At 36.2% G+C, this 26,424-nt stretch carries 22 protein-coding genes; 10 read left to right on the top strand and 12 right to left on the bottom strand.

The annotated features are described in order from the left end of the window. The first annotated feature begins 26 nt into the window (after positions 1-26). The 6 genes from yejK to Q0794_RS08215 all read left to right on the top strand — a co-directional run bounded on the left by yejK (position 27) and on the right by Q0794_RS08215 (position 5,621). Complete coding sequence (yejK, locus tag Q0794_RS08240) at positions 27-1,103, top strand: nucleoid-associated protein YejK (protein WP_298941255.1); 1,077 nt, start codon at positions 27-29, stop codon at positions 1,101-1,103. A gap of 105 nt (positions 1,104-1,208) precedes the next feature. Beyond that, positions 1,209-2,075: a 6-carboxytetrahydropterin synthase gene (locus Q0794_RS08235; RefSeq protein ID WP_298941254.1), complete on the top strand. Its 867-nt coding sequence runs from the start codon at positions 1,209-1,211 to the stop codon at positions 2,073-2,075. A gap of 119 nt (positions 2,076-2,194) precedes the next feature. Next, positions 2,195-2,542 carry an HIT domain-containing protein gene (locus Q0794_RS08230; RefSeq protein ID WP_298941253.1) on the top strand — a complete coding sequence of 116 codons (348 nt, stop codon included), beginning with the start codon at positions 2,195-2,197 and terminating at the stop codon, positions 2,540-2,542. 71 nt (positions 2,543-2,613) lie between these two features. Further along, positions 2,614-3,213 (top strand): penicillin-binding protein activator LpoB, encoded by a 600-nt coding sequence (locus Q0794_RS08225; protein ID WP_298941252.1) that lies wholly within the window; start codon positions 2,614-2,616, stop codon positions 3,211-3,213. A gap of 80 nt (positions 3,214-3,293) precedes the next feature. Beyond that, complete coding sequence (locus Q0794_RS08220) at positions 3,294-4,529, top strand: hypothetical protein (protein WP_298941251.1); 1,236 nt, start codon at positions 3,294-3,296, stop codon at positions 4,527-4,529. Positions 4,530-4,610: 81 nt separating this feature from the next. Beyond that, complete coding sequence (locus Q0794_RS08215) at positions 4,611-5,621, top strand: LPP20 family lipoprotein (protein WP_298941250.1); 1,011 nt, start codon at positions 4,611-4,613, stop codon at positions 5,619-5,621. On the opposite strand, the gene Q0794_RS08210 is transcribed toward Q0794_RS08215, so the two are convergent. Further along, positions 5,599-6,522 carry a 2-dehydropantoate 2-reductase gene (locus Q0794_RS08210; RefSeq protein WP_298941249.1) on the bottom strand — a complete coding sequence of 308 codons (924 nt, stop codon included), beginning with the start codon at positions 6,520-6,522 and terminating at the stop codon, positions 5,599-5,601. The two genes, Q0794_RS08215 and Q0794_RS08210, sit on opposite strands and share 23 nt — an antisense overlap. Before the next feature lie 219 nt (positions 6,523-6,741). On the opposite strand from Q0794_RS08210, the gene Q0794_RS08205 reads away from it, so the two are divergent. Beyond that, positions 6,742-7,224, top strand: coding sequence for a YajQ family cyclic di-GMP-binding protein (locus Q0794_RS08205; RefSeq protein ID WP_298941248.1), 483 nt, complete (start codon positions 6,742-6,744; stop codon positions 7,222-7,224). A gap of 343 nt (positions 7,225-7,567) precedes the next feature. Here the strand turns inward: Q0794_RS08205 and Q0794_RS08200 are convergent, their stop codons facing one another. From Q0794_RS08200 to Q0794_RS08150, 11 genes are all read right to left on the bottom strand, one after another. Beyond that, positions 7,568-8,254 carry a M15 family metallopeptidase gene (locus Q0794_RS08200; RefSeq protein WP_298941247.1) on the bottom strand — a complete coding sequence of 229 codons (687 nt, stop codon included), beginning with the start codon at positions 8,252-8,254 and terminating at the stop codon, positions 7,568-7,570. Beyond that, complete coding sequence (gene dapE, locus Q0794_RS08195; RefSeq protein WP_298941246.1) at positions 8,251-9,384, bottom strand: succinyl-diaminopimelate desuccinylase; 1,134 nt, start codon at positions 9,382-9,384, stop codon at positions 8,251-8,253. The genes Q0794_RS08200 and dapE overlap by 4 nt, the downstream gene beginning before the upstream one ends. A gap of 9 nt (positions 9,385-9,393) precedes the next feature. Then, the gene (locus Q0794_RS08190) at positions 9,394-9,744 is read right to left on the bottom strand and encodes an ArsC family reductase (RefSeq protein WP_298941245.1); all 351 of its coding nucleotides are present in this window, start codon (positions 9,742-9,744) and stop codon (positions 9,394-9,396) included. Between the two features lie 151 nt (positions 9,745-9,895). Continuing rightward, positions 9,896-10,405, bottom strand: coding sequence for a PTS glucose transporter subunit IIA (gene crr, locus Q0794_RS08185; protein WP_298941244.1), 510 nt, complete (start codon positions 10,403-10,405; stop codon positions 9,896-9,898). A gap of 78 nt (positions 10,406-10,483) precedes the next feature. Further along, positions 10,484-12,205 (bottom strand): phosphoenolpyruvate-protein phosphotransferase PtsI, encoded by a 1,722-nt coding sequence (ptsI, locus tag Q0794_RS08180; protein ID WP_298941243.1) that lies wholly within the window; start codon positions 12,203-12,205, stop codon positions 10,484-10,486. Between the two features lie 47 nt (positions 12,206-12,252). Further along, positions 12,253-12,510: an HPr family phosphocarrier protein gene (locus Q0794_RS08175; RefSeq protein ID WP_025564234.1), complete on the bottom strand. Its 258-nt coding sequence runs from the start codon at positions 12,508-12,510 to the stop codon at positions 12,253-12,255. Positions 12,511-12,907: 397 nt separating this feature from the next. Continuing rightward, a complete protein-coding gene (gene cysK, locus Q0794_RS08170; RefSeq protein ID WP_298941242.1) occupies positions 12,908-13,873 on the bottom strand; it encodes a cysteine synthase A in 966 nt (321 codons plus the stop codon). 135 nt (positions 13,874-14,008) lie between these two features. Continuing rightward, complete coding sequence (locus Q0794_RS08165) at positions 14,009-14,563, bottom strand: hypothetical protein (protein WP_298941241.1); 555 nt, start codon at positions 14,561-14,563, stop codon at positions 14,009-14,011. Positions 14,564-14,643: 80 nt separating this feature from the next. Continuing rightward, positions 14,644-16,074, bottom strand: a complete 1,431-nt coding sequence (gene sbcB / locus Q0794_RS08160; protein ID WP_298941240.1) for an exodeoxyribonuclease I — start codon at positions 16,072-16,074, stop codon at positions 14,644-14,646. 1,000 nt (positions 16,075-17,074) lie between these two features. After that, entirely contained in the window at positions 17,075-18,067 is a 993-nt protein-coding gene (gene gap / locus Q0794_RS08155; protein ID WP_160062163.1) for a type I glyceraldehyde-3-phosphate dehydrogenase, read from the bottom strand. 357 nt (positions 18,068-18,424) lie between these two features. Further along, positions 18,425-19,318 carry a D-hexose-6-phosphate mutarotase gene (locus Q0794_RS08150; RefSeq protein ID WP_298941239.1) on the bottom strand — a complete coding sequence of 298 codons (894 nt, stop codon included), beginning with the start codon at positions 19,316-19,318 and terminating at the stop codon, positions 18,425-18,427. Between the two features lie 295 nt (positions 19,319-19,613). Here Q0794_RS08150 and malQ point away from each other — a divergent pair, with 295 nt between their 5' ends. The 3 genes from malQ to glgX are packed head-to-tail and all read left to right on the top strand — an operon-like array spanning position 19,614 to position 26,266. Then, positions 19,614-21,806, top strand: a complete 2,193-nt coding sequence (gene malQ / locus Q0794_RS08145; RefSeq protein ID WP_298941238.1) for a 4-alpha-glucanotransferase — start codon at positions 19,614-19,616, stop codon at positions 21,804-21,806. A gap of 41 nt (positions 21,807-21,847) precedes the next feature. After that, positions 21,848-24,169, top strand: a complete 2,322-nt coding sequence (gene glgB / locus Q0794_RS08140) for a 1,4-alpha-glucan branching protein GlgB (RefSeq protein ID WP_298941237.1) — start codon at positions 21,848-21,850, stop codon at positions 24,167-24,169. After that, the gene (glgX, locus tag Q0794_RS08135; RefSeq protein ID WP_298941236.1) at positions 24,170-26,266 is read left to right on the top strand and encodes a glycogen debranching protein GlgX; all 2,097 of its coding nucleotides are present in this window, start codon (positions 24,170-24,172) and stop codon (positions 26,264-26,266) included. Positions 26,267-26,424: the final 158 nt, after the last annotated feature.

Raw genomic sequence — 26,424 nt, 5'->3', positions numbered from 1 at the left:
CTCGCTTCCAACAAGGTCATTTTTCTATGAACGTTTCCGCTACTAACATTATTTTACACTCTTTGAATTACAACAGTGAAGGAGTCTTAAAATGTAAAATGCGCGAAGGTGAATTACCAATTTCTCCTTCTATTGAACAACTTGTGATGGACTTGCACCGCAGTTATCAAAGTAAATCTAATAAAGCGTTTGCTTATTTTGCCAACGAAGGCGAAAAATCACAACTATTCCAACGTGCACTAACTGAAGAATTAAATGGTGAGTTAGATTTTGTTGGTTTTTCTCAACAAGCAGCTGGTCGTCTTGTTGATGAGTTAAAAGAGCATGATTTTGCAGAAGAAGGTGTATTACTGATTAGTAAATATACCTGGACAACCAGTGATTATTTATTAATTGCATTATTACAAAATAATCAATCGATCAGTGTGAATGAAAACCTAGAGCTGCAAGTTAGCCAGCACATTGAAACCAGTAAAATTCAATTAGTGGCGCGTATTGATTTAACCTTATTAAAACGTGATCCTGAAGCCAATCGTTACATCTCCTTTATTAAAGGACGTGTCGGACGTAAGGTGTCTGACTTTTTCCTTGATTTCATGGGGGCTAAAGAAGGCTTTGATGCAAAAGTACAAAACGAAGGTTTATTAAAAGCGGTTGAAGAGTTTTGTGAAAAACAGGAACTACCAACAGAACAGAAACAAGCTGTGCGCGAGGTCACTTCTAACTATTGTAAAGAACAATTAAAGGAGGGTGAAGACATTGATTTGTCGACGTTATCAGAAGAGTTTCAAAGTACTTCAAGCTTAGAGGGTAGTTTTTATGACTTTGTAAGTGAAGATTATCAACTAGAAGAAAACTTTCCAGCCGATAGATCGTTGATGCGTAAATTAACTAAGTATGTTGGATCGGGTGGTGGTATGAGTATCAGTTTTGATCAAAAACATTTAGGTTCATCAATCAAATATGATGACGCTTCAGATACGCTAACGATTCAAGGTATTCCACCTAATTTACGTGAGCAGCTTAAACGTGATGCATTAATTGAATCTGGTGAAATTGTGATCACAGAAACAATATCAGATGATGGCAAAGCGCCATTTTAATTAACCGGTTTAATTCATTGCTGTTGTTGAGCTACTTCATTCGCCTGATAAAAGGTTAAGTAAGCAAAACTAAGTAGCTTAACTGCAATAGAGAAGAGATTTAAAATGAAATTATTTGTACGCGATTTAACGGTTATTGATTCAACTTACTTAGATGCAAAGCGTGGTTTTGTAGGGGAAAGTTATCAAGTTGATGTGGTATTAGATGGCGATTTAAATGAACAGTCTATGATTTTAGATTTTTCATTGGTTAAAAAACAAATTAAAGCCATCATCGATTCAGAAGTCGACCATAAACTATTGGTCCCAAAAATAGCCTCTAACTGTACCGTGATATGTGAAGACGATCGCACGCAAGTCGATTATACACTTGATGATAACAGTGTTATTCAACTGAAAAGTCCACATGAAGCTTATTGTTTATTAGAAAGTGAAGATATTACAACCAGTTTATTGGCCAGTTATTTAGAACAAGTCATATTAACAAAATTACCAGAAAACGTAACGGGGTTAACTATTACGTTACACCCAGAAAATATTGCAACACCTTACTATCACTATACACATGGGTTAAAAAAGCATAATGGCAATTGCCAGCGAATTGCACATGGTCATCGTTCTAAAATTGATATTTTTATAAATGGTGAATACAGCGAGTTATGGGTTGAAAAGTGGGCGAAACGTTGGTCTGACATATACTTAGCAAGTACCAGTGATGTCATTGAACGAAGCGAGTTATCATTTATTACCGCTAAATCTTCTGTGCCAGTGCATTGTTCTGCTTATCATGCACCTCAAGGTTACTTTGAGTTATTAATGCCAGCAAGCCGTTGTGAAGTCCTTGATAATGATACAACAGTAGAAGAGTTGGCGCGTTTTATCTGTGAAACCATTAAACAGGAAGAAGGCGATAATTGCGTGACAGTTTATGCATACGAAGGTATTGGTAAAGGTGCAATTGTAGAGCTGTAATCGTTTAGGTCTTCATCATTTAAATATAGAGCCGTGCTTGTTCTATACGGATTTGCTATTATGCTCGCATAAGATATTGCTTTACATGTGAAAATTGAAATTAATACTGAGGTTTTAAAATGCCAGAAGAAACTATTTTTAGAAAAATAATAGATAAAGAGATCCCATCAGATACGCTTTATCAAGATCAATATGTCACTGCCTTTCGTGATATTTCACCACAAGCTCCAGTGCACATTTTAATTATTCCCAATAAACTCATTGCAACCGCCAATGATATTGAAGTTGAGGATGAGTTTTTAATTGGCAAAATGTACACGGTCGCCAAGCAACTCGCTAAGCAAGAAGGCATCGCTGAATCTGGTTATCGTTTGATAATGAATTGCAATGATGATGGTGGACAAGAGGTTTATCATATCCATTTACATTTGTTGGGTGGGAAAGGGCTAGGCAAATTAATTAGTTAAGTTTATTTAATTAGGCGTTTTGAATAAGGCTTATGCCTTTTTTATTTTAATTTTTATAAGTGGAGTATACGATGAAAATACAATCTAGTTTTTGGCTTGCAGTCGCAGCGACTTTAATGTTATCAGCTTGTTCTACCTCGGTTGAACGTTTAGATGCGCAAGAGCAAATCGATTTAAGTGGTGCGTGGAACGATACCGATTCACAGCTTGTTGCTCGTGAAATGATTGAAGATTCTTTATCTCGTGCTTGGATTTCAAAGTTTGTACAGAGCGAAGGTAAAGATCCGGTTGTGATAGTGGGAAGTGTTAAAAACTTAAGCCATGAACATATTAATACTAATACGTTTATTGCCAACATGGAGCGTGAGTTAATTAACTCAGGTGAAGTTCAATTTGTAGCCAGTGCTGCTAATCGTCAAGAAATACGCGATGAACGTGCAGACCAAGATTTAAATGCGAGCGAAGCAACTCGTAAAGAAGCAGGGCAAGAGTATGGCGCAGACTATATGATGCAGGGACAGATTAATACGATTGTTGATGTGGACGGCACAACACAAGTTCGTTATTACCAAGTTAACTTAGAGTTAATTAGCCTTAAAGATAATCGTAAAGTGTGGGTTGGTGAGAAGAAAATCAAAAAACTGATTAAAAACAGTAAACTTCGTCTATAACATATAACTGATATCTGGTGCGTTTAAGCACACGTTAATAGGCTCGAATACGGGCCTATTTTATTTAAAGTGGAATTATTATGCACAAATTGCTTATTGTTCTTTTATTCTCATTAACGGGCTGTGCCGCCCAACAAAATAACAATAAACTGGCTAATGAGCTAAGACAAACAACCCCTGAACATATCCTTTCTATCCTACAAGAGAACAAACCTGATACGAGTGATATTGCTCAGTATTACCTCAACCTAGGTTATCTACAATTATTGTCTGGTGAATTTACATCTGCCATAGAATCGTTATCTACCGCTAATAAAGAGATGCAATTACTGTCTGCTATTTCCATCACGGAAAATGTGGCTGCGGGGACGATTAATGAAACCTTAAGGCGTTATAGCGGTTACCCATTAGACCGTGTCATGGTTCATAATATGTTGGCTTTAAGTTACTTATTCAACCAAGACATTGAAGGTGCACGTGTTGAAATGTTGCAAGCTGATGTTGAAATGAAAAAATTGTCAGAAGGCGAAAGTCTTAGTGGACAGTTGGCAAGTACACATTTGTTATCAGCCATTATATATGAATTATTAGATGAACGATCTGATGCTTTTATTAGTTATCAATTAACAGAAAACATACTTAATAAACGTCAAATCCCCTTACCTGAAGGCTTAAAGTTAGGTTTGCTTCGTGCAAGTAAAAAGATGGGTAATGACCAAGCATACGATCGCTATAGCAAGCTATATCCTCGACTTGCAAAGCAAACTAACTTAGATAAACAAGTGTTTATATTGTATTTTAACGGTGTAGTTGCCAATAAAGAACAACGTAGTATTGTTGTACCAAGCTTTAATGGTAGACAGTTAATTAGAGTATCTGTACCAGGCTATCCAAATACGAGAGTGTTGCAACAACAAGCAAATATCAGTGATGGACTACATCGAGTTAATAGTGCATTAATTGAGAATATTGATGTATTAGCCAAGGAAGATTTAGATAAAGAATATCCTTCTATTCTATTATTAACAACTACGAGAGCTGTCGCCAAATATAAATTAGTGGAAGAAGCACAGAAAAAAGATCCTTTATTAGGTGCATTATTAAACTTTGCCACTTTATTAAGCGAAGTGGCTGACTTGCGAAGTTGGAATATGTTACCTGCGATGGTGCAATTTGGATACTTAGAGACGGATTTTGACAACATTACCCTATCAGCGAATAGCCAAATCGAACAACCAATTAATCTAAATCAAGGTAAGCAACATGTTATTTTAACAACAGGCTTATCTGATAAAATTTTTCATTATCAACAGTAATTATCTGTGTGAATGAAAAAGCATATAACATATCAATCAACAATATTAACGAACCTAAAAATTAAAAGCTAAGGAATAAGTATGAAAAAAATAACATTAGCATTACCTATTTTATTGTCGTTTTTCTTACTAAGTGCATGTGCTGCGCCAACAAATGAAGAAAGGGCTGAAGCAGAACGACCAGAGTGGATTGATCATGCTCACAACCAATATCCCAATAACGTTTATTTAACTGCCGTTGGTGAAGCTTCAAACCGAACGCTTGCATCAAAAAATGCAATTGCAAACTTAGTTGAAATATTTTCTGTTAAAGTTAAAGCAGAAACAAAAACATTAACGGAAGCAGTAAAGCAAGAAAGCGTGCTTGGCGTGACAATGGAAAGTTCAAGCACACTGCTTAGAAATATTGAAACCGAAAGTGAGCAGGCGATTCAAGGCGTAGAAATCAAAGAAAGTTGGTTAAGCCCAACAGGAAAATATTATGCGCTTGCCGTTTTACATCGGATTAGTGCAGCACAAAATTTAACGGAGTCAATTATAGATTTAGACCAACAAACGGCTGAGTTAATTGACTATAGTATTAACGTTGCGCCTAACTCGATTGTCGCTGTTAATGCGTTACGAACCGCGAGAGATATACAAATAACACGTAAAATGGCGGATTTACAACTTAGCTATATTAGTGGCAGTGGTATCCCAGCGGATATTTCAAGTGAAAAAATAGAACAATTAATTAAGCAACAACTGGCATCATTACAAGTCAGTGTTGATTCAACTTCTTCAGCGTCAGATGTCGCATCAGTTAAAGCGGGGTTATCTCGTTTAGGTGTAACCGTCGTAGAGACATCGCCACTAGAAATATCTGCAACGATGGATATGACTCAACCTGCTTATATTGATGCTTGGTATTGGTTACGAGGTAGCTATGAATTAACGATCACTGAAAATGGTCAAGTTATTAGTCGTAAAAGATGGCCTATTAAAGTGTCTGCGAAACAAAAAGAGTTATTAGCGCCTCGATTACAAGATAAAATAAATAGTCGTATGAATGAATATTTACAGCAATTAATTAGCGACTCTCCAACACTTTAATTTGCTGGTATAAGTCATTTAAAATAGGCGTTGCAATGTTATGTTGTTGCGCCTTTTTTATAAGATAGCCATTGATATACTCAATTTCAGTCTTCCTACCGTAAAAAATATCCCTATTCATTGATGAATAATTTTCAGCGGTTGCTGAAATGACATTTGCGACAGTTTGTTGCAAATCGGTTAATTCAAAATTAATTCTCTCAGCTTCTGCAATGCTAAAGGCTTCTAATACTAAAGGTTGTATTAAAGCTTCATATTGGGGGGCTTGTAATTGGCCGTTAGTCACTTGATTAATTGCCGTGAGTGGGTTGATAGCTGCATTAATAATTAATTTTAGCCAACACTTATTAAGGATTGATTCACTCCAAGACACATCCGGCATGGCTTTTTGTAAGGGTGCGATATGTGTACTTAAATTAATGCTGCTAGGATGGTTTTTATTGTCCGTTTGGTAAGCACCAAAATAACTAGGCCCTAAGCCGGTATGAGTAATATTTAACGTTTTGTTTAATAAACTGGCATTGGCGGTTGTTGCGCAAATGATAGGATTATTTGGAAAGTGTTGTTGTACTTCTTCTGCACAGCCGTAACCATTGTGCATGAGTATTATCACTTGATCTGTATTGATATGTGATTGTTGATCGCGCAAAGCAGCAAGTACTTGTGGTGCTTTAACACAGACTAAAAGGGTACTTTGTTGTTCAGCGATACTGGTTGTTAATAATTGATGACTGTGTGAAATATTAAATTGATATTGTTGGCCTTGTAAGTCAGTAAAGTCTAATTGTTGTTTTGGAGGGGTAACACTCGCGCGCGAAACAATATGACATGGATATCCAGACTGATGTAGTTTTGCCAACCATAAGCAACCAATTGCACCTGCACCAATAATCTGAATCATATAACCCTCTGCACATTTATTCACTGACTTATTTGTTCACTTGTTCGTTCATTAGACCGTTTAGTAGGCTGTTTATGTATCATGATTAACAAGTCTCTTCATTATGCAAATTTGTATTATAAGATACAAGCAACAAAGTCAGGCTTATGGATAGATGATTGAAGGGTTTTCTGGTAAATTAATCTGATATTATTTTAAATTGTTTATTAAGGAACAAAAATGCCTTCATTTGATATTGTCTCAGAAATTGATTTAGTTGAAGTTAAAAATGCAGTAGATAACACAAGTCGTGAGTTAGGGACTCGTTATGATTTTCGTGGTGTAAAAGCTTCTATCACGCTTAATAAAGAAGTGGTAAAAATAGAAGCAGAAGCGGATATGCAAATCAATGCATTACGTGACATGTTACGTGCAAATCTTGCAAAACGAGGCGTTGATACACGCGCAATGGATGCAGATAAGTGCGATGCATCAGGTAAGTTTTGGTCTCAAAATGTTAAATTTAAAGTCGGTGTTGATCAACCAACAGCGAAAAAGCTAGTAAAAGAGATCAAAGAAAGCAAAATTAAAGTGCAAGTTGCTATTCAAGGTGATCAACTACGTGTAACCGGTAAAAAACGTGACGACTTGCAACAAGCGATGCGTTTAGTAAAAGAATGTGATTTAGGAATGGGCTTTCAGTTTAATAACTTTAAAGACTAAACCAATTTTTTGTTGCGGATTAAAATGATTTTTTAATTCGCTTCCAGTCATTATCATCATATAAATGTGTAGTGTTGTGCTACACATTTATTTAGAAACGAATCTGTTATTCATCTTCTAATTTTAATTATTGTGTTTAAATATTAAGGTTAGGTATTAAGTTTAATTTCTGCGTTAAATCATCTCTCAATAATCCATTATTGCTTCAATAACTCGCCTTAAACTACGAAAAACTAACTGTGCTGTATTTTTAAAAGAATAGTCAAAAAATATAACTTTATGCCTTTAAATATAATGCCATTTTGATTAACCTGAATTGAGCATGAACCAGAATTGAGATTATTTATCTCGGACTAATGTTACAAATATACTGATCATAAATAGTCGTTAATTGTGACTTAATTAAGTCTTTTCCTAATATAGGATGATCCGTCATTGTTTGTTCAATAAGTTCGATGTTTAACAGCTTTAAAAAGTCATCTGCCAATGGGAAATAGCTGATATGCCAAGGTTCTTGTGCTACACCACCTTGATCATGTTGGTAAGGGCGATAAAAACCAAACTGCTGGATATTATTACCTAACCATTCGGTTAATTCTGAAAAATAGCCACCGTTTAAGTATTCACTTTTTTGTAATTGTAACGATTGGTTTACTGGCAGTAATGTTGGGTCATAAACATCAATGTCCGTTCCCCAATGATGTCGACTAGCAGAGGGTAGGGCAGACCAATGTAATAATTTATAAAGCTTATCTATTTCGCTTATATTTTGAATATCGACAGGTTTTTCGTTTTTATCCAAAATAGCCGTGACACCCGAATACTTATTATTCCAAATGTGCATTTGACGCTCAAAGCTACGAAATGCACTGGCAACATGTAACGTAAAGCCTTGCTGTTTAGCTGCGTGTTGAAGCGCAGTAAAATCAGCAATCACTTGTTTATGTAGCAATCGATTAGGTGCAAACTCAACAAGATGAGTTTGCACCTGACCAGTTAACTGCATCGGTGTCATGGCAATCGAGGTCATGCAAGTAGGTTTTTAAGGGTTAACTTAAAGATATCTACTAGTTCGTCTAATTGCGCGATATTAGTCGATTCATTTACTTTATGTATGGTTGCATTGATTGGACCCAATTCAACCACCTGAGCCCCTGTAGGCGCAATAAAGCGTGCATCAGAAGTGCCACCACTTGTTGAAAGCTCTGTCGTGATGCCATTAGTCGATAAAATTGCTTGTGCGACGGCATCGGTTAACGAACCTGGTTCGGTGATAAAAGGTTGTCCGTTATAAGTCCATTTTATGTCGTATTCAAATTCCGCTTTATTAAGAATGCTTTCAACTTTTTCCGTTAATATATCAGCAGTTAATTCCGTAGAGTAACGGAAGTTACATTGCACGATAGCGTCACCAGGGACAACATTACTTGCACCAGTACCTGAATTGAAATTAGTGATTTGAAAGCTCGTTGCAGGGAAGTATTGATTGCCTTTATCCCATTCAGTTTGAAATAGTTCGGTCAATACTGGAGTCGCAAGATGAATAGGATTATTTACTAGATGAGGGTAAGCAACATGACCCTGTGTACCTTTAAAAATAATATCAGCAGTTAGCGAACCTCGACGACCATTTTTAATGATATCACCAACATGGTTAGTACTTGATGGTTCACCAACAATACAGTAGTCAATTTTTTCATTTCTAGCTTCTAACACATCAATAACACGTGTTGTACCATTAATGAATGGTCCTTCCTCATCACTTGTAATCAATAATGCAATAGAGCCTTTGTGATCTTTGTGTTCTTCAATAAAGGCTTCTAAACCAATCATAAAAGCTGCAATACCACTTTTCATATCGGCAGCGCCGCGACCATATAGCATACCGTCAATAATAGTCGGCTCAAAAGGAGGCGTATCCCATTTGCTTTCTGGCCCTGTTGGTACAACGTCTGTGTGCCCTGCAAAACAGAATAAAGGGGCTTCTGTACCTTTTCTCGCCCATAGATTTAAGGTGTCTTCAAACTCCATGGTTTCACATACAAAACCTAGTTTTTCTAAACGAGCAATAAGCAAGTCTTGGCAACCAGCATCTTCAGGTGTTACTGAACGTCGGCTAATTAAGTCTTGTAATAATGTTACAACAGGCGAGTGAGTCATTGTACTTCCTTATACTGCAAAAAATTGTTGATAGCTTTTAATATTAAACCCGACGATAGCATTACCTTGATGAATAACAACAGGGCGTTTAATTAAAGTAGGGAATTCGATAAATAACGGACGAACAGTCGTTTCATCAAGTGTTTCTTTTTGTTGCTCAGTGAGAGCTCGGTAGCTTGTACTGCGTTTATTGAGCAGTTGATCCCAACTTGATGTAACGTATAACTGTGTCAGTAATTCGTTATCTAAACCATCTTTACGGTAGTCATGAAAAGTAAATGGAATATTATTGTCGTTAAGCCATTTTTGGGCTTTTTTTATCGTATCGCAATTAGGGATACCGTACATGATTGTTGTCATAATATGAGCTTACAAATTGAAATAGAAAGAATAATTAATTGTAGCAAAAAAAAGGGGCAAGAAGAAAAATTTAAGCGTGGTCTCTCAGCTTGGGAGTTATAAAGTAAAAGAGCCGCCTAAGCGACTCTTCAATAACAATACAAGGGTATTATTATTTAACGATTTTAAGAACAATATCTGTAGCCACTTCAACAGTGCCTGACATTTTTTGCAGTTCTTTAATTTCGTCCATATTTGATATAACAACAGGTGTTAAAATCGATTTTGCTTTTTCAGTTAAGAACGCAAGATCAAATTCAATGATGGTATCACCAGCTTTAACTTTTTGACCTTCTTGAGCAATACGAGTGAAACCTTCACCTTTCAACTCAACAGTATCAATACCAAAATGTACAAACAATTCAATACCTGAATCAGATTCTATTGAAAAGGCATGGTTTGTTTCAAAAATTTTGCCTATTTCACCATCACAAGGAGCAACCATTTTGTTGCCTGTTGGACGAATAGCAATACCATCTCCAACAATTTTTTCTGCAAAAACTACGTCTGGCACATCTTCAATTGCAACGATTTCACCAGAAATTGGTGCGATGATATCAATGGTATTTGCTACCGGTGCACTGCCTGTAACTGCTTTTTTTAATGAATCAAAAAAACCCATATTAGTAAACTCCAAGTTTTTAATAGAATAAAATAAACAGGTAATATTAAATTGTTATATTACCTGTTTATCAATTAGTTAACTAATACCTTTAGCATGATTGAAGTCGTTAACTAGCGCTTCGATTTCTGCAGCTGTTGCCACAGAAAGTGCTTTGTCTGCTAATTCTTTCGCATCTGCAAAAGTGGTACTACGAATTATTTTCTTCACCGTTGGAATCGAGATCGCACTCATAGAGAACTCATCTAGCCCCATGCCCAGTAATAGTAATGTAGCATGTTCATCACCTGCTAATTCACCACACATACCTGTCCATTTGCCTGCTGCATGAGAAGCATCAATGACAGATTTGATGATCGTTAATACAGACGGTGTTAAAGGATTATATAGGTCTGAAATTAATTCATTACCACGGTCAACAGCAAGGGTATATTGTGTTAAATCATTAGTACCAATACTAAAGAAGTCTACTTCTTTAATTAAGTGGTGTGCAATTGCAGCCGCTGCTGGTGTTTCAATCATAACACCGATTTCAATCTCTTTGTCGAAAGCAACGTTTTCTTCAGTTAAATCTGCTTTCAATGTCTCTAAAATGTCTTTCAGTTTGCGAATTTCTTCAACTGAAATGATCATTGGGAACATAATACGAATTTTACCAAATGCTGAAGCGCGTAATAGTGCTCGCAATTGAGGATTCATTATTTCAGGACGGTCGAAACAAATACGGATCGCGCGCCATCCTAAAAATGGATTTAATTCTGTTGGTAAGTTTAAGTACGGTAGATCTTTATCACCACCAATATCCATCGTACGGATAATACAAGATTTACCTTCCATCGCTTCAACTACATCTTTATAAGCAAGGAATTGCTCATCTTCTGTAGGTAATTGGTCTCTATCCATAAACAGAAACTCTGTGCGGTATAGACCAACACATTCAGCACCGTTACGTTTAGCACCATCAGTATCTTTAACTGAACCGACGTTTGAACCTATTTCTACTTGATGACCATCTAGCGTTGTTGCAGGAAGGTCTTTTAACTTAGCAAGTTCAGCTTTTTCACTTAAAAAATCATCACGAACTGATTTTGCTTCAGCTAGCTGAATTTTGGTTGGGTTAATAATGATCTTGTTATTCATTGCATCAAGAATAACCATATCACCATTTTTAACACATTTAGTAATATCATTAGTACCAACGATAGCTGGAATTTCTAATGAACGTGCCATGATTGATGTGTGAGAAGTACGACCACCAATATCGGTAATAAAGCCTAGTACTTTATCAAGGTTAATTTGTGCTGTTTCAGAAGGTGTTAAGTCATTTGCAATTAAAATAACTTCTTCTGATATATCGCTTAAATTAACAAGTTCGATGCCCAATACATTTTTTAATAAACGGTTACCGATATCGCGGAAATCAGCAGCACGTTCACGTAAATAAGGATCATCTAATTCTTGCAACATTTGTGCATTTTCTTCTACAACCGCATTGATAGCGAAGTCTGCAGTACACTTGTTGGCTTTCATATAGGTGATGATATCTTCTTCAAGCTCTTCATCTTCAAGCAGCATTATATGCCCTTCGAAGATCGCTTCTTTCTCTTCACCAAATGTCTCAAGAGCTTTTTGCTTGACTATTTCAAGTTGAGCTGAAGTTTTTGCTCTGCCATCAACAAATCGAGTTATTTCATGTTCAATATTGCTTACTTTCTCAGTATTGAGAGAAATTTCGTCTTCTTGTAATAACAACGCTTTTGCAAACGTAATACCAGGGGATGCCAGTATGCCAGATATCATAACCTATCCTTAAACTACTAAATTTAATCTAATAAAAGATACTTGAATTAAACTAATGTTGCCATTAACTCAACTAGCGTATCAACAGCTTTTTGCTCATCAGCGCCTTCGGCTTTGATGTTTACTGAAGTGCCTTGAGTTAAGCCTAAAGTTTGTAGTTTGAAAAGACTTTTAGCGCTTGCAGATTTAGTTCCAACTTCAACTGAGATGTCAGATGCAAATGATTTTGCTTCTTTTACAAATTGAGCAGCAGGACGAGTATGAAGGCCGTTTGGAGCTGTGATAGTTACTGTTTTTTGATACATGGTAACACCTTAAATAAAATTGAATTTTTAATGATAGCGATTTTAATTGATATAGATAAAAATTGCTATTGAGTGACATTGGAATTGTCAAAATGAACAATAATAAACACTAAAAATGAGAGGTAGAAATAACATCTAAATGATAATACTTCTTAACTAAAATATTATGCTTCAACTCAAGTAAATCCGCGTTTAACGTGCCTTTTTTGAAAAGTCCAAAATCATATTTAATGATCCTAAATAAGGAGAGGTAGGTCAACGATTTTCTCCTCTTTGAAGGCTAAAACTACGTATTATTGTTGTTTTTGTTTGTTTTTTGACCTCAGCTGAATTTCGACTTTCATTTCATATAAAAAAAGGTACTAAAAAGTACCTTTTTTAAGCCGTTTTTTAGACGTTATGCGAAGTTTTCACCTTCAAAAACACCCGCAAAAAGCGCGGTTGATAAATAACGCTCACCAGAACTTGGCAAGATAACAACAATATTTTTATCTTTGAATTCAGGTTCTGCAGCTAAACGTGCTGCTGCTACAACTGCTGCACCTGAAGAAATACCCGCTAAAATACCTTCTTCTTCCATTAAGCGACGAGCCATATTAATTGCATCTTCATTGCTAACTGCTTCTGCTCTGTCGATTAGTGATACATCTAAGTTTTTAGGAATGAAGCCTGCACCAATACCTTGGATTTTATGCGGGCCTGGTTTGATTTCATCACCAGCTAATGTTTGAGAAATAACAGGTGAATCTGTTGGTTCTACTGCAACACTAGTAATTGCTTTACCTTTGGTTTCTTTGATGTAACGGCTAACACCAGTAATCGTACCACCAGTACCTACACCAGCAATAAATACGTCTATTTCACCATCAGTATCGTTCCAAATCTCTGGACCAGTCGTTTGTTCGTGAATCTCTGGGTTTGCTGGATTTTCGAATTGACGTAAAACTAAGTATTTACCTGGTGCTGATGCTGCTAATTCTTCAGCTTTGTTGATTGCGCCTTTCATACCCAAAGCACCTTCAGTTAGTACCAAGTTAGCACCTAATGCTTTTAATAATTTACGACGTTCAACACTCATAGTGTTTGGCATCGTTAGAGTGATTTTATAACCTCGAGCTGCGGCAACAAAAGCAAGTGCAATACCAGTATTACCACTGGTTGCTTCAACTAATTCAACATCTTTTGTTAATGTGCCATTTTTCTCAGCTGCATCAATCATGTTTGCACCGATACGGTCTTTAACACTGAAACTTGGATTACGACTTTCAACCTTTACAAATACATTACCAGTTGTCACATTATTTAAACGTACTAATGGCGTATGACCAATGGTTTGTGAATTATCGCTAAAAATCTTACTCATAATATTGTTCCTATCAGTTGGGTGTTTGAATGATTAATGGATAGTAGCATATCCAATGTGTGCAAATGGGGAAGTGAAATTTTGTTATACCATATAGATTTTTGAGCTATGTAGAGTTTGCAGTGTAGTGAGCCTTTAAAATTCAGATTCAAACCCGATTAATGCTTGGCTATTACCATATCCGGGTAAACTTTCATTTGAAAATAACACTTTCACTTTGCTAAACGGGGATGTATGAAAGCTAAAGCCAGCACCTAATGCAATTGTGCTGTTGTAGACATCTAAGACATCAGAGTTTTCGTTGTATTGATAAAGAACATTGTTTTTAGTCATTTCGCTTCGAATACTGTATTCGGAGTCAGTTAATTTACCAAAGACTTCAAATTGAAAATATTTACTATTGGCTGCAACAAAAGGAATGGAAATAATTTCATATTGGTTACTTTTTGCAAATGTACTGTCTTTGATAGACGTATTGAAAGTAACGGTTCGATAAAAACGACTGAAAGCAGAATTAAGATAATGATAAGTTGCTTCTGGGATGTGATAAACCGTCAAAAAAGGATAATCAAAAAAATCGATATCCGTTAGACTATTTTGGTAATCAATTTGTAATTGATTTTTAGGTGAATCTTTAGCAAAGCTTGACGTCATTAACGAGCTTAGTAATATAAAAACAAATAATCGCAATATAAATAAACTCCTTATCAAGTATGACGCTCTATTAATAATAAAATAATTAACTAATAATAGAGCATTTTTCATGTTTTTTATGTGTTTCCGGTTAAAAACTCTAAGTAATGTCCCAGTTTTTGTAATACTTCAATCTTTTCAGGACTATGTTGATGCTCTATCGCTAGCATTTCTAAACGTGCCACATAATTATCTACATGATCCATGAGGTAAGCTTCTCTATGTCTCGCCCATTTTTGTTGCTCTTCAATTGATAACGTCTGTGGGTAGTTTCTTGCTTTGTATCGCCACCATAAATTATCAAAGTTAGGATCATCAAAAGCGACTTGGTAATCTGCAATTTGTTGTGGTGACAAAGTGGTGATCGCTTTTGCTTGGTTTTTGTCGTTAGCAGTGGGGAAACCGCCAGAATATAATTTTTGCTCTGGTTGTTGTTCCTTGTTACTTTTGGATTCACTGTCAAACACTGCAATCAATTTTTCAACCAAATGTTTATTCGCAGAGAATGTGTCCATTGATTGACGACATTGCTTTGCATCAACCCCTAATTCTTTTGCTCTATCAGCACTTAATGTTTTTGCGCTTGCAACGATAGGGCATTTATTAATATGAATTAATTTAATAGGCGGTCTGTTAATACCCTCTGGTAAATTATCCGTTGCGGTATACAAATAAGATTGGATCTCTTCAACACTCAAAGATAAAAGTTGTGTAATATCTTTGTTTAAATCAATCACAATAACCGCGTTATTATTGGTTGGATGTTGTGCGATAGGTAAAATATAAGAGCAACAGCCTTGCATCGCAGAAAACATACCAGATATATGAACTAAAGGTTTAAATGTACCAAGCTTCAATTCGTTTAATACTTTGTTTTTTTGTCTCAAACTATAGCAATAATCATATAGTTTTGGATGTGCTGTTTTAATGAGTTTTGCCATGGCGATAGTGGCATAAACATCGGACATCGCATCATGTGCTTGCTGATGAATAATGTCATTCGCTTTAGTTAATAACTCAAGTTTAAAACTAGGTGCATCATTTTCGTCAAATACCCACTCAATTCCTTCTGGTCTGAGTGCATAACAAGCGCGAACCATGTCAATAATATCCCAACGAGAGCAACCATTTTGCCATTCTCTCTGGTAAGGATCATGAAAATTACGATATAGAGTAAAGCGTGTCACTTCATCATCAAAGCGAATATTGTTATAACCGACAACGCAAGTGTTTTGCTGTTGGAATTGTTGCAATATATTAAATATAAATTGGTTTTCAAATTCACCATGTTGCAACGCATATTGTGGCGTTATACCTGTCACTAAACATGCTTCGGGTGCAGGTAAATAATCGTTGGGTGGTCTGCAGTACCATTGATAAGGTTCAGAAATAATATTTAAATCAAGATCCGTACGAATGCCTGCAAATTGAGAGGGGCGATCCGTTCCTGGGTTTAACCCGAAAGTTTCATAATCGTGCCAAAGAAGGCTTGGTGATTCTTGATTCATATTTTTGTACCTATTGCTTGAGTCGTTATATTGTGGCTAATTTGATCATAAAAAGCGAATCAATTGGTGTAAATGCCTTTGAAATTAAGTAGATTTTTCCAAGTTGTTTTATTAATCGCTTTAAATATCGTTTAAGTCCTCTTTTGACGTTGTTTATTTGCTGTTTGAAATGGAAGTTACAAGATTGTGAAATTAAAACTGTTATTTTTGATAGGTTGTAACAACGGTTGTTTCATTTTTTAACATCAAAAAAGGAAGTCGCAGCGTAAGGGGAGGGATTTATTAAATAGTTTATCTTTCAGTAGGTTTGAAAGCCTTTTAAATCATAAAAGGGCAGTCAAATTAAACAGATTACGTTAACTGTGTTTTTATAAATAATACCAGAATGATCTTTTTTTGTTTTATTGTGAAATATAAATCCATTTTTTGAATAGACAATAACACTTTATGTTTTCTCTGTTATTTAATGTGTTTTATTACAGGTACAACCAATCTTGCACAAGTTAGCCTTCACAAATTCTATTTAATTAAACTTATTGTGAAATAAGTGCAGCTAGGTCTAACACTTTGTTTCGCATGTTAACTTAGTTCGATTTCGTTGTGCTATGAAATTAACTTTACTTTATTTTGTTACTGGCACAAAAAAGCCTGCACAAGGCAGGCTTCACAAATTCTATTTAATTAAACTTATTTAGAAATAAGAGCAACTAAGTCTAGCACTTTGTTTCGGGTGTTAACTTAGTTCGATTTCGTTGTGCTATGAAATTAACTTTACTTTATTTTGTTACTGGCACAAAAAAGCCTGCACAAGGCAGGCTTCACAAATTCTATTTAATTAAATTTATTGTGAAATAAGTGCAACTAACTCTAGCACTTTGTTTCGGGTGTTAACTTAGTTCGATTTCGTTGTGCTATGAAATTAACTTTACTTTAATTTATTTTGTTACTGGCACAAAAAAGCCTGCACAAGGCAGGCTTCACAAATTCTATTTAATTAAACTTATTTAGAAATAAGAGCAACTAAGTCTAGAACTTTGTTTGAGTAACCGATTTCGTTGTCGTACCAAGATACAACTTTAACGAATTTGTCAGTTAGTGATAAACCAGCTTTTGAATCGAATACAGAAGTTTGAGTTTCACCGATGAAATCTTGTGATACTACGTCATCTTCAGTGTAACCAAGAACGCCAGCCATTTCATTTTCAGAAGCGCGTTTCATTTCTGCACAAATTTCTTCGTATGTAGCAGCAGTTTTAAGGTTAACTGTTAAGTCAACAACTGAAACGTCAGCAGTTGGTACACGGAAAGCCATACCAGTTAGTAGACCGTTAAGTGCAGGAATTACTTTACCTACTGCTTTAGCAGCACCAGTTGAAGATGGGATGATGTTTTGAGAAGCACCACGACCACCGCGCCAATCTTTAACAGACGGACCGTCAACAGTTTTTTGTGTAGCAGTAGTTGCATGAACTGTAGTCATTAGACCAGACTCAATGCCCCATTTATCGTTAAGTACTTTAGCGATAGGTGCTAGACAGTTAGTAGTACAAGAAGCGTTAGAAACGATATCTTGACCAGCGTACTCAGAGAAGTTAACGCCGTTAACGAACATTGGAACGTCACCAGAAGGACCAGTAAGAACAACTTTCTTCGCACCAGCAGTGATGTGTTTACGAGCTGTTTCGTCAGTAAGGAAGAATCCAGTTGCTTCAGCTACTACGTCTACATCTACAGCATCCCATTTAAGGTCAGCAGGATCACGTTCAGCAGTTACACGTACAGTTTTACCGTTTACGATTAGGTTACCGTCTTTAACTTCAACAGTACCGTTGAAACGACCGTGCGTTGAGTCATATTTAAGCATGTAAGCCATGTATTCAACGTCGATTAAGTCATTGATTGCAACAACTTCGAAATCAGCACGTTCACATGCTGCACGGAATACGAAACGGCCGATACGACCGAAGCCATTAATACCTACTTTAATTGTCATTTTATTGTTCCTTATGGAGGTTTGATTTTTTAAACTTGTCATCATTATAGACGCCAAATGCGCCTAAGACTTGATGTTAGTCAAGTTATAAGCTCACAAAAAAATTTCTTAATTATTTTCTAAAAAAAGATAATGTTTTTTTGAACTAATATCACAGTAATTAAATTACCAAGGCATATTAAGGGCTATTCTTGATAAAATAAAGAAAAACCATCATTAAACTGCTATTTCTCGTACTATTTTAGCTTTTTACTTAAGTCAATAGCTAACTGTAACTAGTTCCATAACCTTATTTCATAAAATAGATTTTTTTTGTTCATCTTTTGTGAGTTTTTTTATATTTATGAAAGTTATTGTTTATTTTATAACTGTTTTTAGTGTGTGTGATTGTCCTGCTTTAACTAATACACCTTGTTTTGAGGTAATTGCAGACTCTACACATAGCATTGTTTTATAACCGTCATCTGGCATATCAACGAATTTTTTTGCTATTTCTATCCATGGATTCCATACCACAACAGAATCGTTTCCTTCATTATTGATCGTTATTATACGTTGGTTACTTTTGTCATTAACTCTAATTTGTTGTTCATCCGCATCATAGATGGAATCAACTGACTCATTAATATTTAAAATCTGATCGCTATTTTTTCGATGACCGCTATCCAGAGAATCTCTATAGCTAGAAGCAAGTCCTTCAACGGAACATTGACCACTATCTGCAACATGCAAGTAAGTATGTAAAGCACCGCCATAAGTAAGGTCTTGGTGACTTGTATTTTCAGTGACTAAGGTTAATTCAATTTGATCTGATAAAGAGGCGTCAAGCGTCAATGAAAAGTCGTGATCCCAAATCGCTTTGGTTTCTGCGTTAGCAGTTAATGAGAATTCAATATCGACACCGACTTCTGTTTCATTGATGTTAGATAAGGTCCATTGACTAATGCGCGCAAACCCATGTGAAGGTAAATTTTTACTTTTACTTTCTTCTGTATTACCAAACCATGGCCAACAAATAGGGACACCACCTCTAATCGCTTTATTATGGTCGTAAGGTGTCGATTTACTGAGATAGATAAGGGGCGCTTGTTGTTTTGTTTGGAAGTGAACTAAATGAGCGCCATGAAGTGAAAAAGCAGCATCGAAGTTTTTATGATTAATAACCACAAATTCAAAACCATTATCATCTACTTGTATGCAAATGCTTGGGCTTAATGTTTTTGTCGTGGTGAGTCGCAAATGTGAAATCATTTTTATTCCCTATGTCATGAATTGTATTTACTGCTGTTATCTTATTCCACATATTCTACTATATTGTTGATTAAAAATAATAAAATCTAATATTTCTCAATTTCATAGAGTCTATAAAATAAGGTATGACTAATCGTCATGTGATCATAAATAGTGTTTAATTTTATTTAATAAAAAAAATATCTTGTTGCAAAGGCATTTATTGATTAAATCATTGCAAATATTCTCTATTAGTTAAATACTCATTTAATAGATTGTAAAACAGCAATAAATTAACCATATAGATAGGTGTATTATGAGTAGTTCAGCGTTAGATTTATTTATGCAGTTAAAAGGCATTGATCTTAACTTTATTGATGCTTGGGGTAAGCCAACCACCGTTCTTGATGAAAATGTTAAAACGCTTATTAATCATATGGGGTTCGATGCGTCAGATGATGCTGCGTTAACCGACTATTATGAACAGGAAGAATTACAACATTGGTTATCTTTGTTAGCGCCTGTTTCTGTTTTACAACAAGCCTCAGCATATCAACTCGAAGTTCACCTCCCTATCGATTTTGTTACAGACCCGTTGATTTATAGAATAACCACAGAAGATGGTTTGCAAATTGATAAAACGATTACAGCAACTGATTTCCCTCTATTAGGTAGTAAAGATATTTCTGATGTCGAATTTCAATTATATGAAGTGACTATCGAAATACCTTTAAACATTGGTTACCATCAATTAACTTTATTAGAAAAAGGCAATGAAGAGCCATTAGCTGAGATGTCTTTAATTATCACGCCAGATTCTTGTTTTATCCCAACGGCTATTCAAGAGGGTAAAAAACTGTGGGGGACAAGCGTTCAATTATATTGTTTGAAAAGCCAAAATAATTGGGGGATTGGCGATTTCTCTGATTTAAAACAGTTACTGATTAAAACCGCCGAAAATGGTGGTGATTTCATTGGTTTAAATCCAATTCATGCACTCAACCCATCCCAACCACAAAATGCAAGCCCATATAGTCCTTCATCGCGTAAATGGTTAAATATACTGTATACCGATATCACTGCCGTGCCTGAGTTTAAACATTGCGATAGCTTACAAACTCAATTATCAACATCAGAATTCCAACAACAACTATCAAACCTTAGAGAAACACAATGGGTTGATTATAGTAACGTTACTTCAGTAAAATTGAAGGCGTTTAGAGCACTTTTTGATACTTTAATAAATGGAAAAAAAGAAAATCAAACGCGTTTAGCTTCTCTACAGGAGTTTGTTAAACAGAAAGGTGATTCATTAAAACAACAAGCTGCTTATGATGCTTTGCAATTTAAATTTTTAGCTGAAAATGAGCACGCTTGGGGCTGGCCATCATGGCCTGAAAGCTTTCAATCATTCTCTAGCGAAAGTACACAAAATTGGATAACTGAAAATGAACAAGAAGTCTTGTTTTGGAGCTATTGCCAATGGATTACTGATACGCAATTAGCTGAAGCAGATGAACTTGCTCGTTCATTAGGCATGACGTTAGGTATATATAGAGATTTAGCAGTTGGCGTGGGTAAAAGCAGTAGCGAAATTTGGGCAAATCATGATTTGTATTGTGAAAATATCAGTATCGGTGCGCCACCAGATGTTTTAGGACCGCTGGGGCAAAGTTGGGGATTACCTCCACTTTCACCAGATCAACTTTATAAGTCCCGTTATCAACCTTTCATTGAATTATTACAATCCAATATGAGTCATTGTGGTGCCTTACGTATTGACCATGTTATGGCTTTATTACGATTATGGTGGGTGCCGGAAGGTTCAACGGCGGATAGCGGAGCTTATATTTATTACAATGTTTACGATATGCTGAATATATTAGCGTTAGAAAGTACGCGTAATCAATGTTTAGTGATTGGTGAAGACTTAGGCACCGTGCCTGAAGGAATGGATGTCCTATTAAAAGAAGCCGGGGTTTACTCTTATAAAGTGTTTTTCTTCGAGCAAGCACCTGATGGCGGTTTTATTTCTCCTTCACATTATATACAACAAGCAATGGCAACATTATCGACTCATGACATGCCGACCATTAAAGGATATTGGCATTGTGAAGATCTGTATTTAGGCAGAACGTTAGGTTTATACCCAGATGATGAGGTCTTTAATCGATTACTAGCAGATCGAGTTGAAAGCAAACAACAGATTCTAAATAGTTTACATGGGCATAACAGCGTACCAGATGATCTTTATCAGGATGCGAACACCACTGGAATGGATAAGGCTTTAAGTTTTGACTTACAAAAGCATCTTGCGACCGGCAGTGCTTCGTTATTGAGTTTGCAACTTGAAGATTTCTTAGAAATGGACCAACCCGTTAATGTGCCAGGCACCAGCGATGAGTATAGAAATTGGCAACGTAAGTTAACGCATAATCTAGATGCTATTTTTGCTGATCACGACATTCTAGATTTAATGAAAGCGTTAACAGAAGCACGTTCAAAATAATGTAAATTCAGGCTAAATAAACTTCGAATTAGGTATGTAATATGACTAAAAAACTAACGACAAAGAAAGTAGCTACCAAACAAAAATCTGTGAATAAGACAACAGCAAAGAAAGTAGTTACTCCTGAAGTAGGGACAGAAATCAAAACGATACCATTAAAATCAACATTACTTAATCAATTAGAAAAAGTAACATTAGCTAACCCTTTTGAGCAGTTAGGGTTAATCAAAAATGCTAATGGAGTCGGTTTTTTATTACGAGTTTGGTTGCCAGAAGCTAAAGCTGTCTCTTTCTCTGCGCTTGATGGATCACATCTTTCTGGTGAGTTAACTAACATTTATGATGCTGGATTGTTTGAAGTTAATTTACCGTCTGTCAGTGAGAAGTTTATTTATCAGTTACATGCTGAATACATTAATGATGTACATGAATTTATAGATCCTTATCAGTTTCATGATATTGCATTTGAAGGGTTATCGACGTTACATGAAGCACCACAAAATGTGTATCACACACTTGGCGCACAATTAAAAACAATCACCAATAGTGACGTTAAAATTAGTGGCGTACGTTTTATTGTTTACGCACCCAATGCAAGCAGTGTTAGCTTGATTTCTGCTCATAATCATTGGAATGGTCAAGTTCATCCGATGCAACGAAGTTGGTGTGGTCACTGGGTGATCTTTATTCCTGGTTTATCCACTGGTTGTGCTTATAAGTTTGAATTAAAAGATGCAATGGGCAATCGTTTACCGCATAAAGCCGACCCAGTAGGATTTCAAGCTGAGTTATATCCATCACATTCATCAATCGTGGTTGACCATGATGCTTATCAGTGGAATGACCAAGTCTGGCAAGATACAAATACTGGAGACAAACGCTTTACCGCGATGAGTATTTATGAAGTTCACTTAGGCTCATGGAAACGTAAAAATGAGAACGGTGTAGAGCGAATGCTTAGCTACCGTGAGCTTGCTGAAGAGTTGTTACCTTATTTAGTTGAAATGGGCTACACACACTTAGAAGTCTTGCCTATTTCAGAATTTCCCTTTAATGGGTCTTGGGGTTATCAACCCGTTGGGTTATTTGCAGCGACCAGCCGTTTTGGCGATGCTGATGACTTAAAATACTTTATTGACCAATGCCATCAAGCAGGTATTGGTATTATTGTTGATTGGGTTCCCGCACATTTCCCTGCCGACCCACATGGGTTAGCACGCTTTGATGGCACACCTTTGTATGAATATGAAGATCCTAAGCGCGGTTGGCATCCTGATTGGAATTCTTATATCTATGATTTCGGTCGTGACAATGTCCGTCAATTCCTCGTGGCGAGTGCACTTATTTGGTTAGATAAATTCCACGTCGATGGATTGCGAGTCGATGCAGTTGCTTCGATGCTGTACTGGGATTACTCACGTGAAGAAGGTGAGTGGGTGCCTAATGTGGACGGGGGAAATCATAATTATGAAGCGATTAGTTTATTAAAATGGTTTAACGAAGAAGTGTATGGCCAATTCCCTAATGCCATGACGATTGCTGAAGAGTCAACCGCATTTAGTGGCGTTTCAAAACCGACTTTTGAAGGCGGTTTAGGTTTTGGCTTTAAATGGAACATGGGTTGGATGCATGACACGCTAAGCTATATTCAACAAGACCCTATGTACCGTAAATACCATCATCACGAAATGACCTTTGCGATGGTTTATCACTATAACGAACACTTTGTTTTGCCTATTTCACATGACGAAGTGGTGCACGGCAAAAAAAGTCTGTTGAATAAAATGCCTGGCGATGAATGGCAGGCTGCTGCAAATCTGCGTGCTTATATGGGATATATGTATGCGCATCCCGGTAAAAAATTAAACTTTATGGGCGGTGAATTCGGGCAAAGCCGTGAGTGGAACCATAATCAAAGTTTAGATTGGGATTTATTAGCGTTTGATAAACATAAAGGGCAACAACAACTTATTTCTGATTTAAATCATTTTTATAAAAATAACAGCGCCATGTACGAGTCTGATTATGAACCACAAGGTTTTGAATGGTTAGATCACAGTGATGGTGTCAACAGCATCATTTCGTTTATTCGCTATAATTTAGATAAAAGCGAATATGTTATCTGTCTTTCCAATTTTACACCTGTGCCACGTGAAAAGTATCGTGTCGCCGTTGAAGAAGCTGGTCAGTATGAAGTCGTTATCAATACTGATAGTGAATATTATTGGGGAAGCAACTATTCTATGGGCGATGTCATGGGCGTGTTTGTGAGTGAAGCTTACCCTTGGCAAGGAAAAGATCATTCAATCGTTGTTAATTTACCTCCATTATCATCAGTTTACTTGAGGAAAAAGGGAGTCTAAGTGTCAAAACAAGATATCGAATTAGACCTAACGACAATAGATGCTAAGCATCTGTTTGCTGCTTCTACAGGAAAAAAACTTCCTTTAGGTGCGACTTTAGATCAACAAGGCTGTAACTTTTCAGTACATAGTCAAGATGGTAAAAGCGTTGAGTTATGTCTGTTTGATAAGCATGACAATCAAATAGACAGCTATTTTCTAACGTCTTCTCATTCACATCTTTGGCATGTGTATTTACAAGGTGTGGAAGCTGGACAAAAATACGGTTACCGAGTTGATGGTGAATACCAACCTAAAAAAGGGCTGTTATTTAATAAAAAACATTTATTAATTGATCCTTATGCAAAACGACTTAGCAAGATACAACATAGTTTTGTGCAAGCTCAGAGTGATGTAGATGATTTATATGTTGCCAAATCAGTTGTCGTTGATGACAGTTTTGAATGGCAAGGCAGTGAAAAACCTAATATAGATGATCAAGATCGTATCCTATATGAAGTGCATACCAAAGGTTTCACTCAAACCAATCCAAATATCCCTTTACCAATGCGTGGTAAATACTTAGGTCTGTCGCATCCTGAAAGTATTAAACATTATCAATCATTAGGTGTCACGAGTTTACAGATAATGCCTGTTTTTAGTTTTGTCAGTGAGTCTCGTTTAAGTGGTTTAGGGTTAACTAATTATTGGGGATATAACCCGATTAATTTTTTTGCACCTGAAACGCGTTACGCTCAATATGATGCGATTTCTGAGTTTAAAACCATGGTGCGAGAGTTACACGCTGCTAATATCGAAGTGATTTTAGACGTCGTTTTTAATCATACCGCCGAATCAGGAAATGATGGTTTAGTCCTAAGTTTTAAAGGATTTGATAATAGGCAGTATTATACTTTTGAAGGCAATAAGCAGGGAATTGATTTTCAACGTTATAGTAATCATTCCGGCTGTGGTAATACGGTTAATTTAGATTTCTCTTGGTCACTAAAAATAACACTAGATGCGTTACGTTATTGGGTGACTGAAATGCAAGTTGATGGTTTTAGATTTGACCTTGCAGTGACGTTAGCGCGTGAAGCACAAGGGTTTACAGAAAGAAGTGCCTTTTTTAAAGCCTTACTGCAAGATCCTATTTTAAGCGATGTTGTGTTAATCGCTGAACCTTGGGATATTGGACCTGGCGGATATCGTTTAGGGGCTTTCCCTGAACAGTGGAAAGAATGTAATGATCGTTATCGTGACACAATGCGTTCTTTTTGGCGTGGTGATACGGGCAAAGTGTCTGAAGTGGCTACGCGCTTGTTAGGTTCTCATGACTTTTTTCCATTAGATCATCGAAGTAATACTACGAGTGTTAATTATATTTGTTATCACGATGGTTTTACTTTGGATGACATGGTGTCTTTTCAAGATCGCCATAACCAAGCTAATGGGGAAGATAATCGTGATGGTCATGGACATAACCTTTCTGCCAATTATGGTTGTGAAGGGCCGACTAAAGACAAACGTATTAATGGTTTAAGACAACAGCAAAAGCGTAACATGATTGCGACTTTGTTTTTGTCTCAAGGTACACCGCATTTTTTAGCGGGCGATGAAATGGGCAACCATCAATCGGGTAACAATAATGCGTATTGCCAAGATAACCAAATTAGTTGGATTAATTGGGATCGATCAGAAGCGGACTTAGCACTGTTTGAATTCACCTCTAAATTAATTGAGTTACGTAAACAGTCACGTTTATTTGGTGATTTATTACTTGATGACAACGATGTGAATAGCGATAAAGTGACCTGGTATCATCCTGATGGTTATTTAATGGAAGAGGTTGATTGGCATGCCTCTAATTCACAAGCTATTGCAGTTGAGTTAAGTGAAGTGGATCCTGAAGGTGAACATTGGTATTTGATTTTGAATGCATCGAGTTATCAAATTGCTTGTGAGTTACCTACATTAACGGATAACAAAGATTGGTTTATGGCATTGGATACCAGTTGTGCGACGGGAGACTTAGTTAAAAGTACAAATAAAGTAGAGATACCTGTTCATGCTAAAGCCCATTCAATTTTATTATTTAAAGCGGTTAACCATAAATAATAGTTTGGGAACTTTTATAGGTGCGTATGATTGTTTATGATTTTCATCTGTCATGTTTACATATAATTTATTATGTAATGCTTAATAAAAAAGCGACTTAGCAATAGGTGGCTTTTGTTTTTTTAGAATTAGCATAAGCTAATTATTGCTAACATTAA

The sequence above is a fragment of the uncultured Psychromonas sp. genome (assembly GCF_947489755.1).
Lineage (GTDB): Bacteria > Pseudomonadota > Gammaproteobacteria > Enterobacterales > Psychromonadaceae > Psychromonas.
Note: the sequence above shows the minus strand (reverse complement) of the source record. Positions and strands in the feature narration are given on the sequence as shown.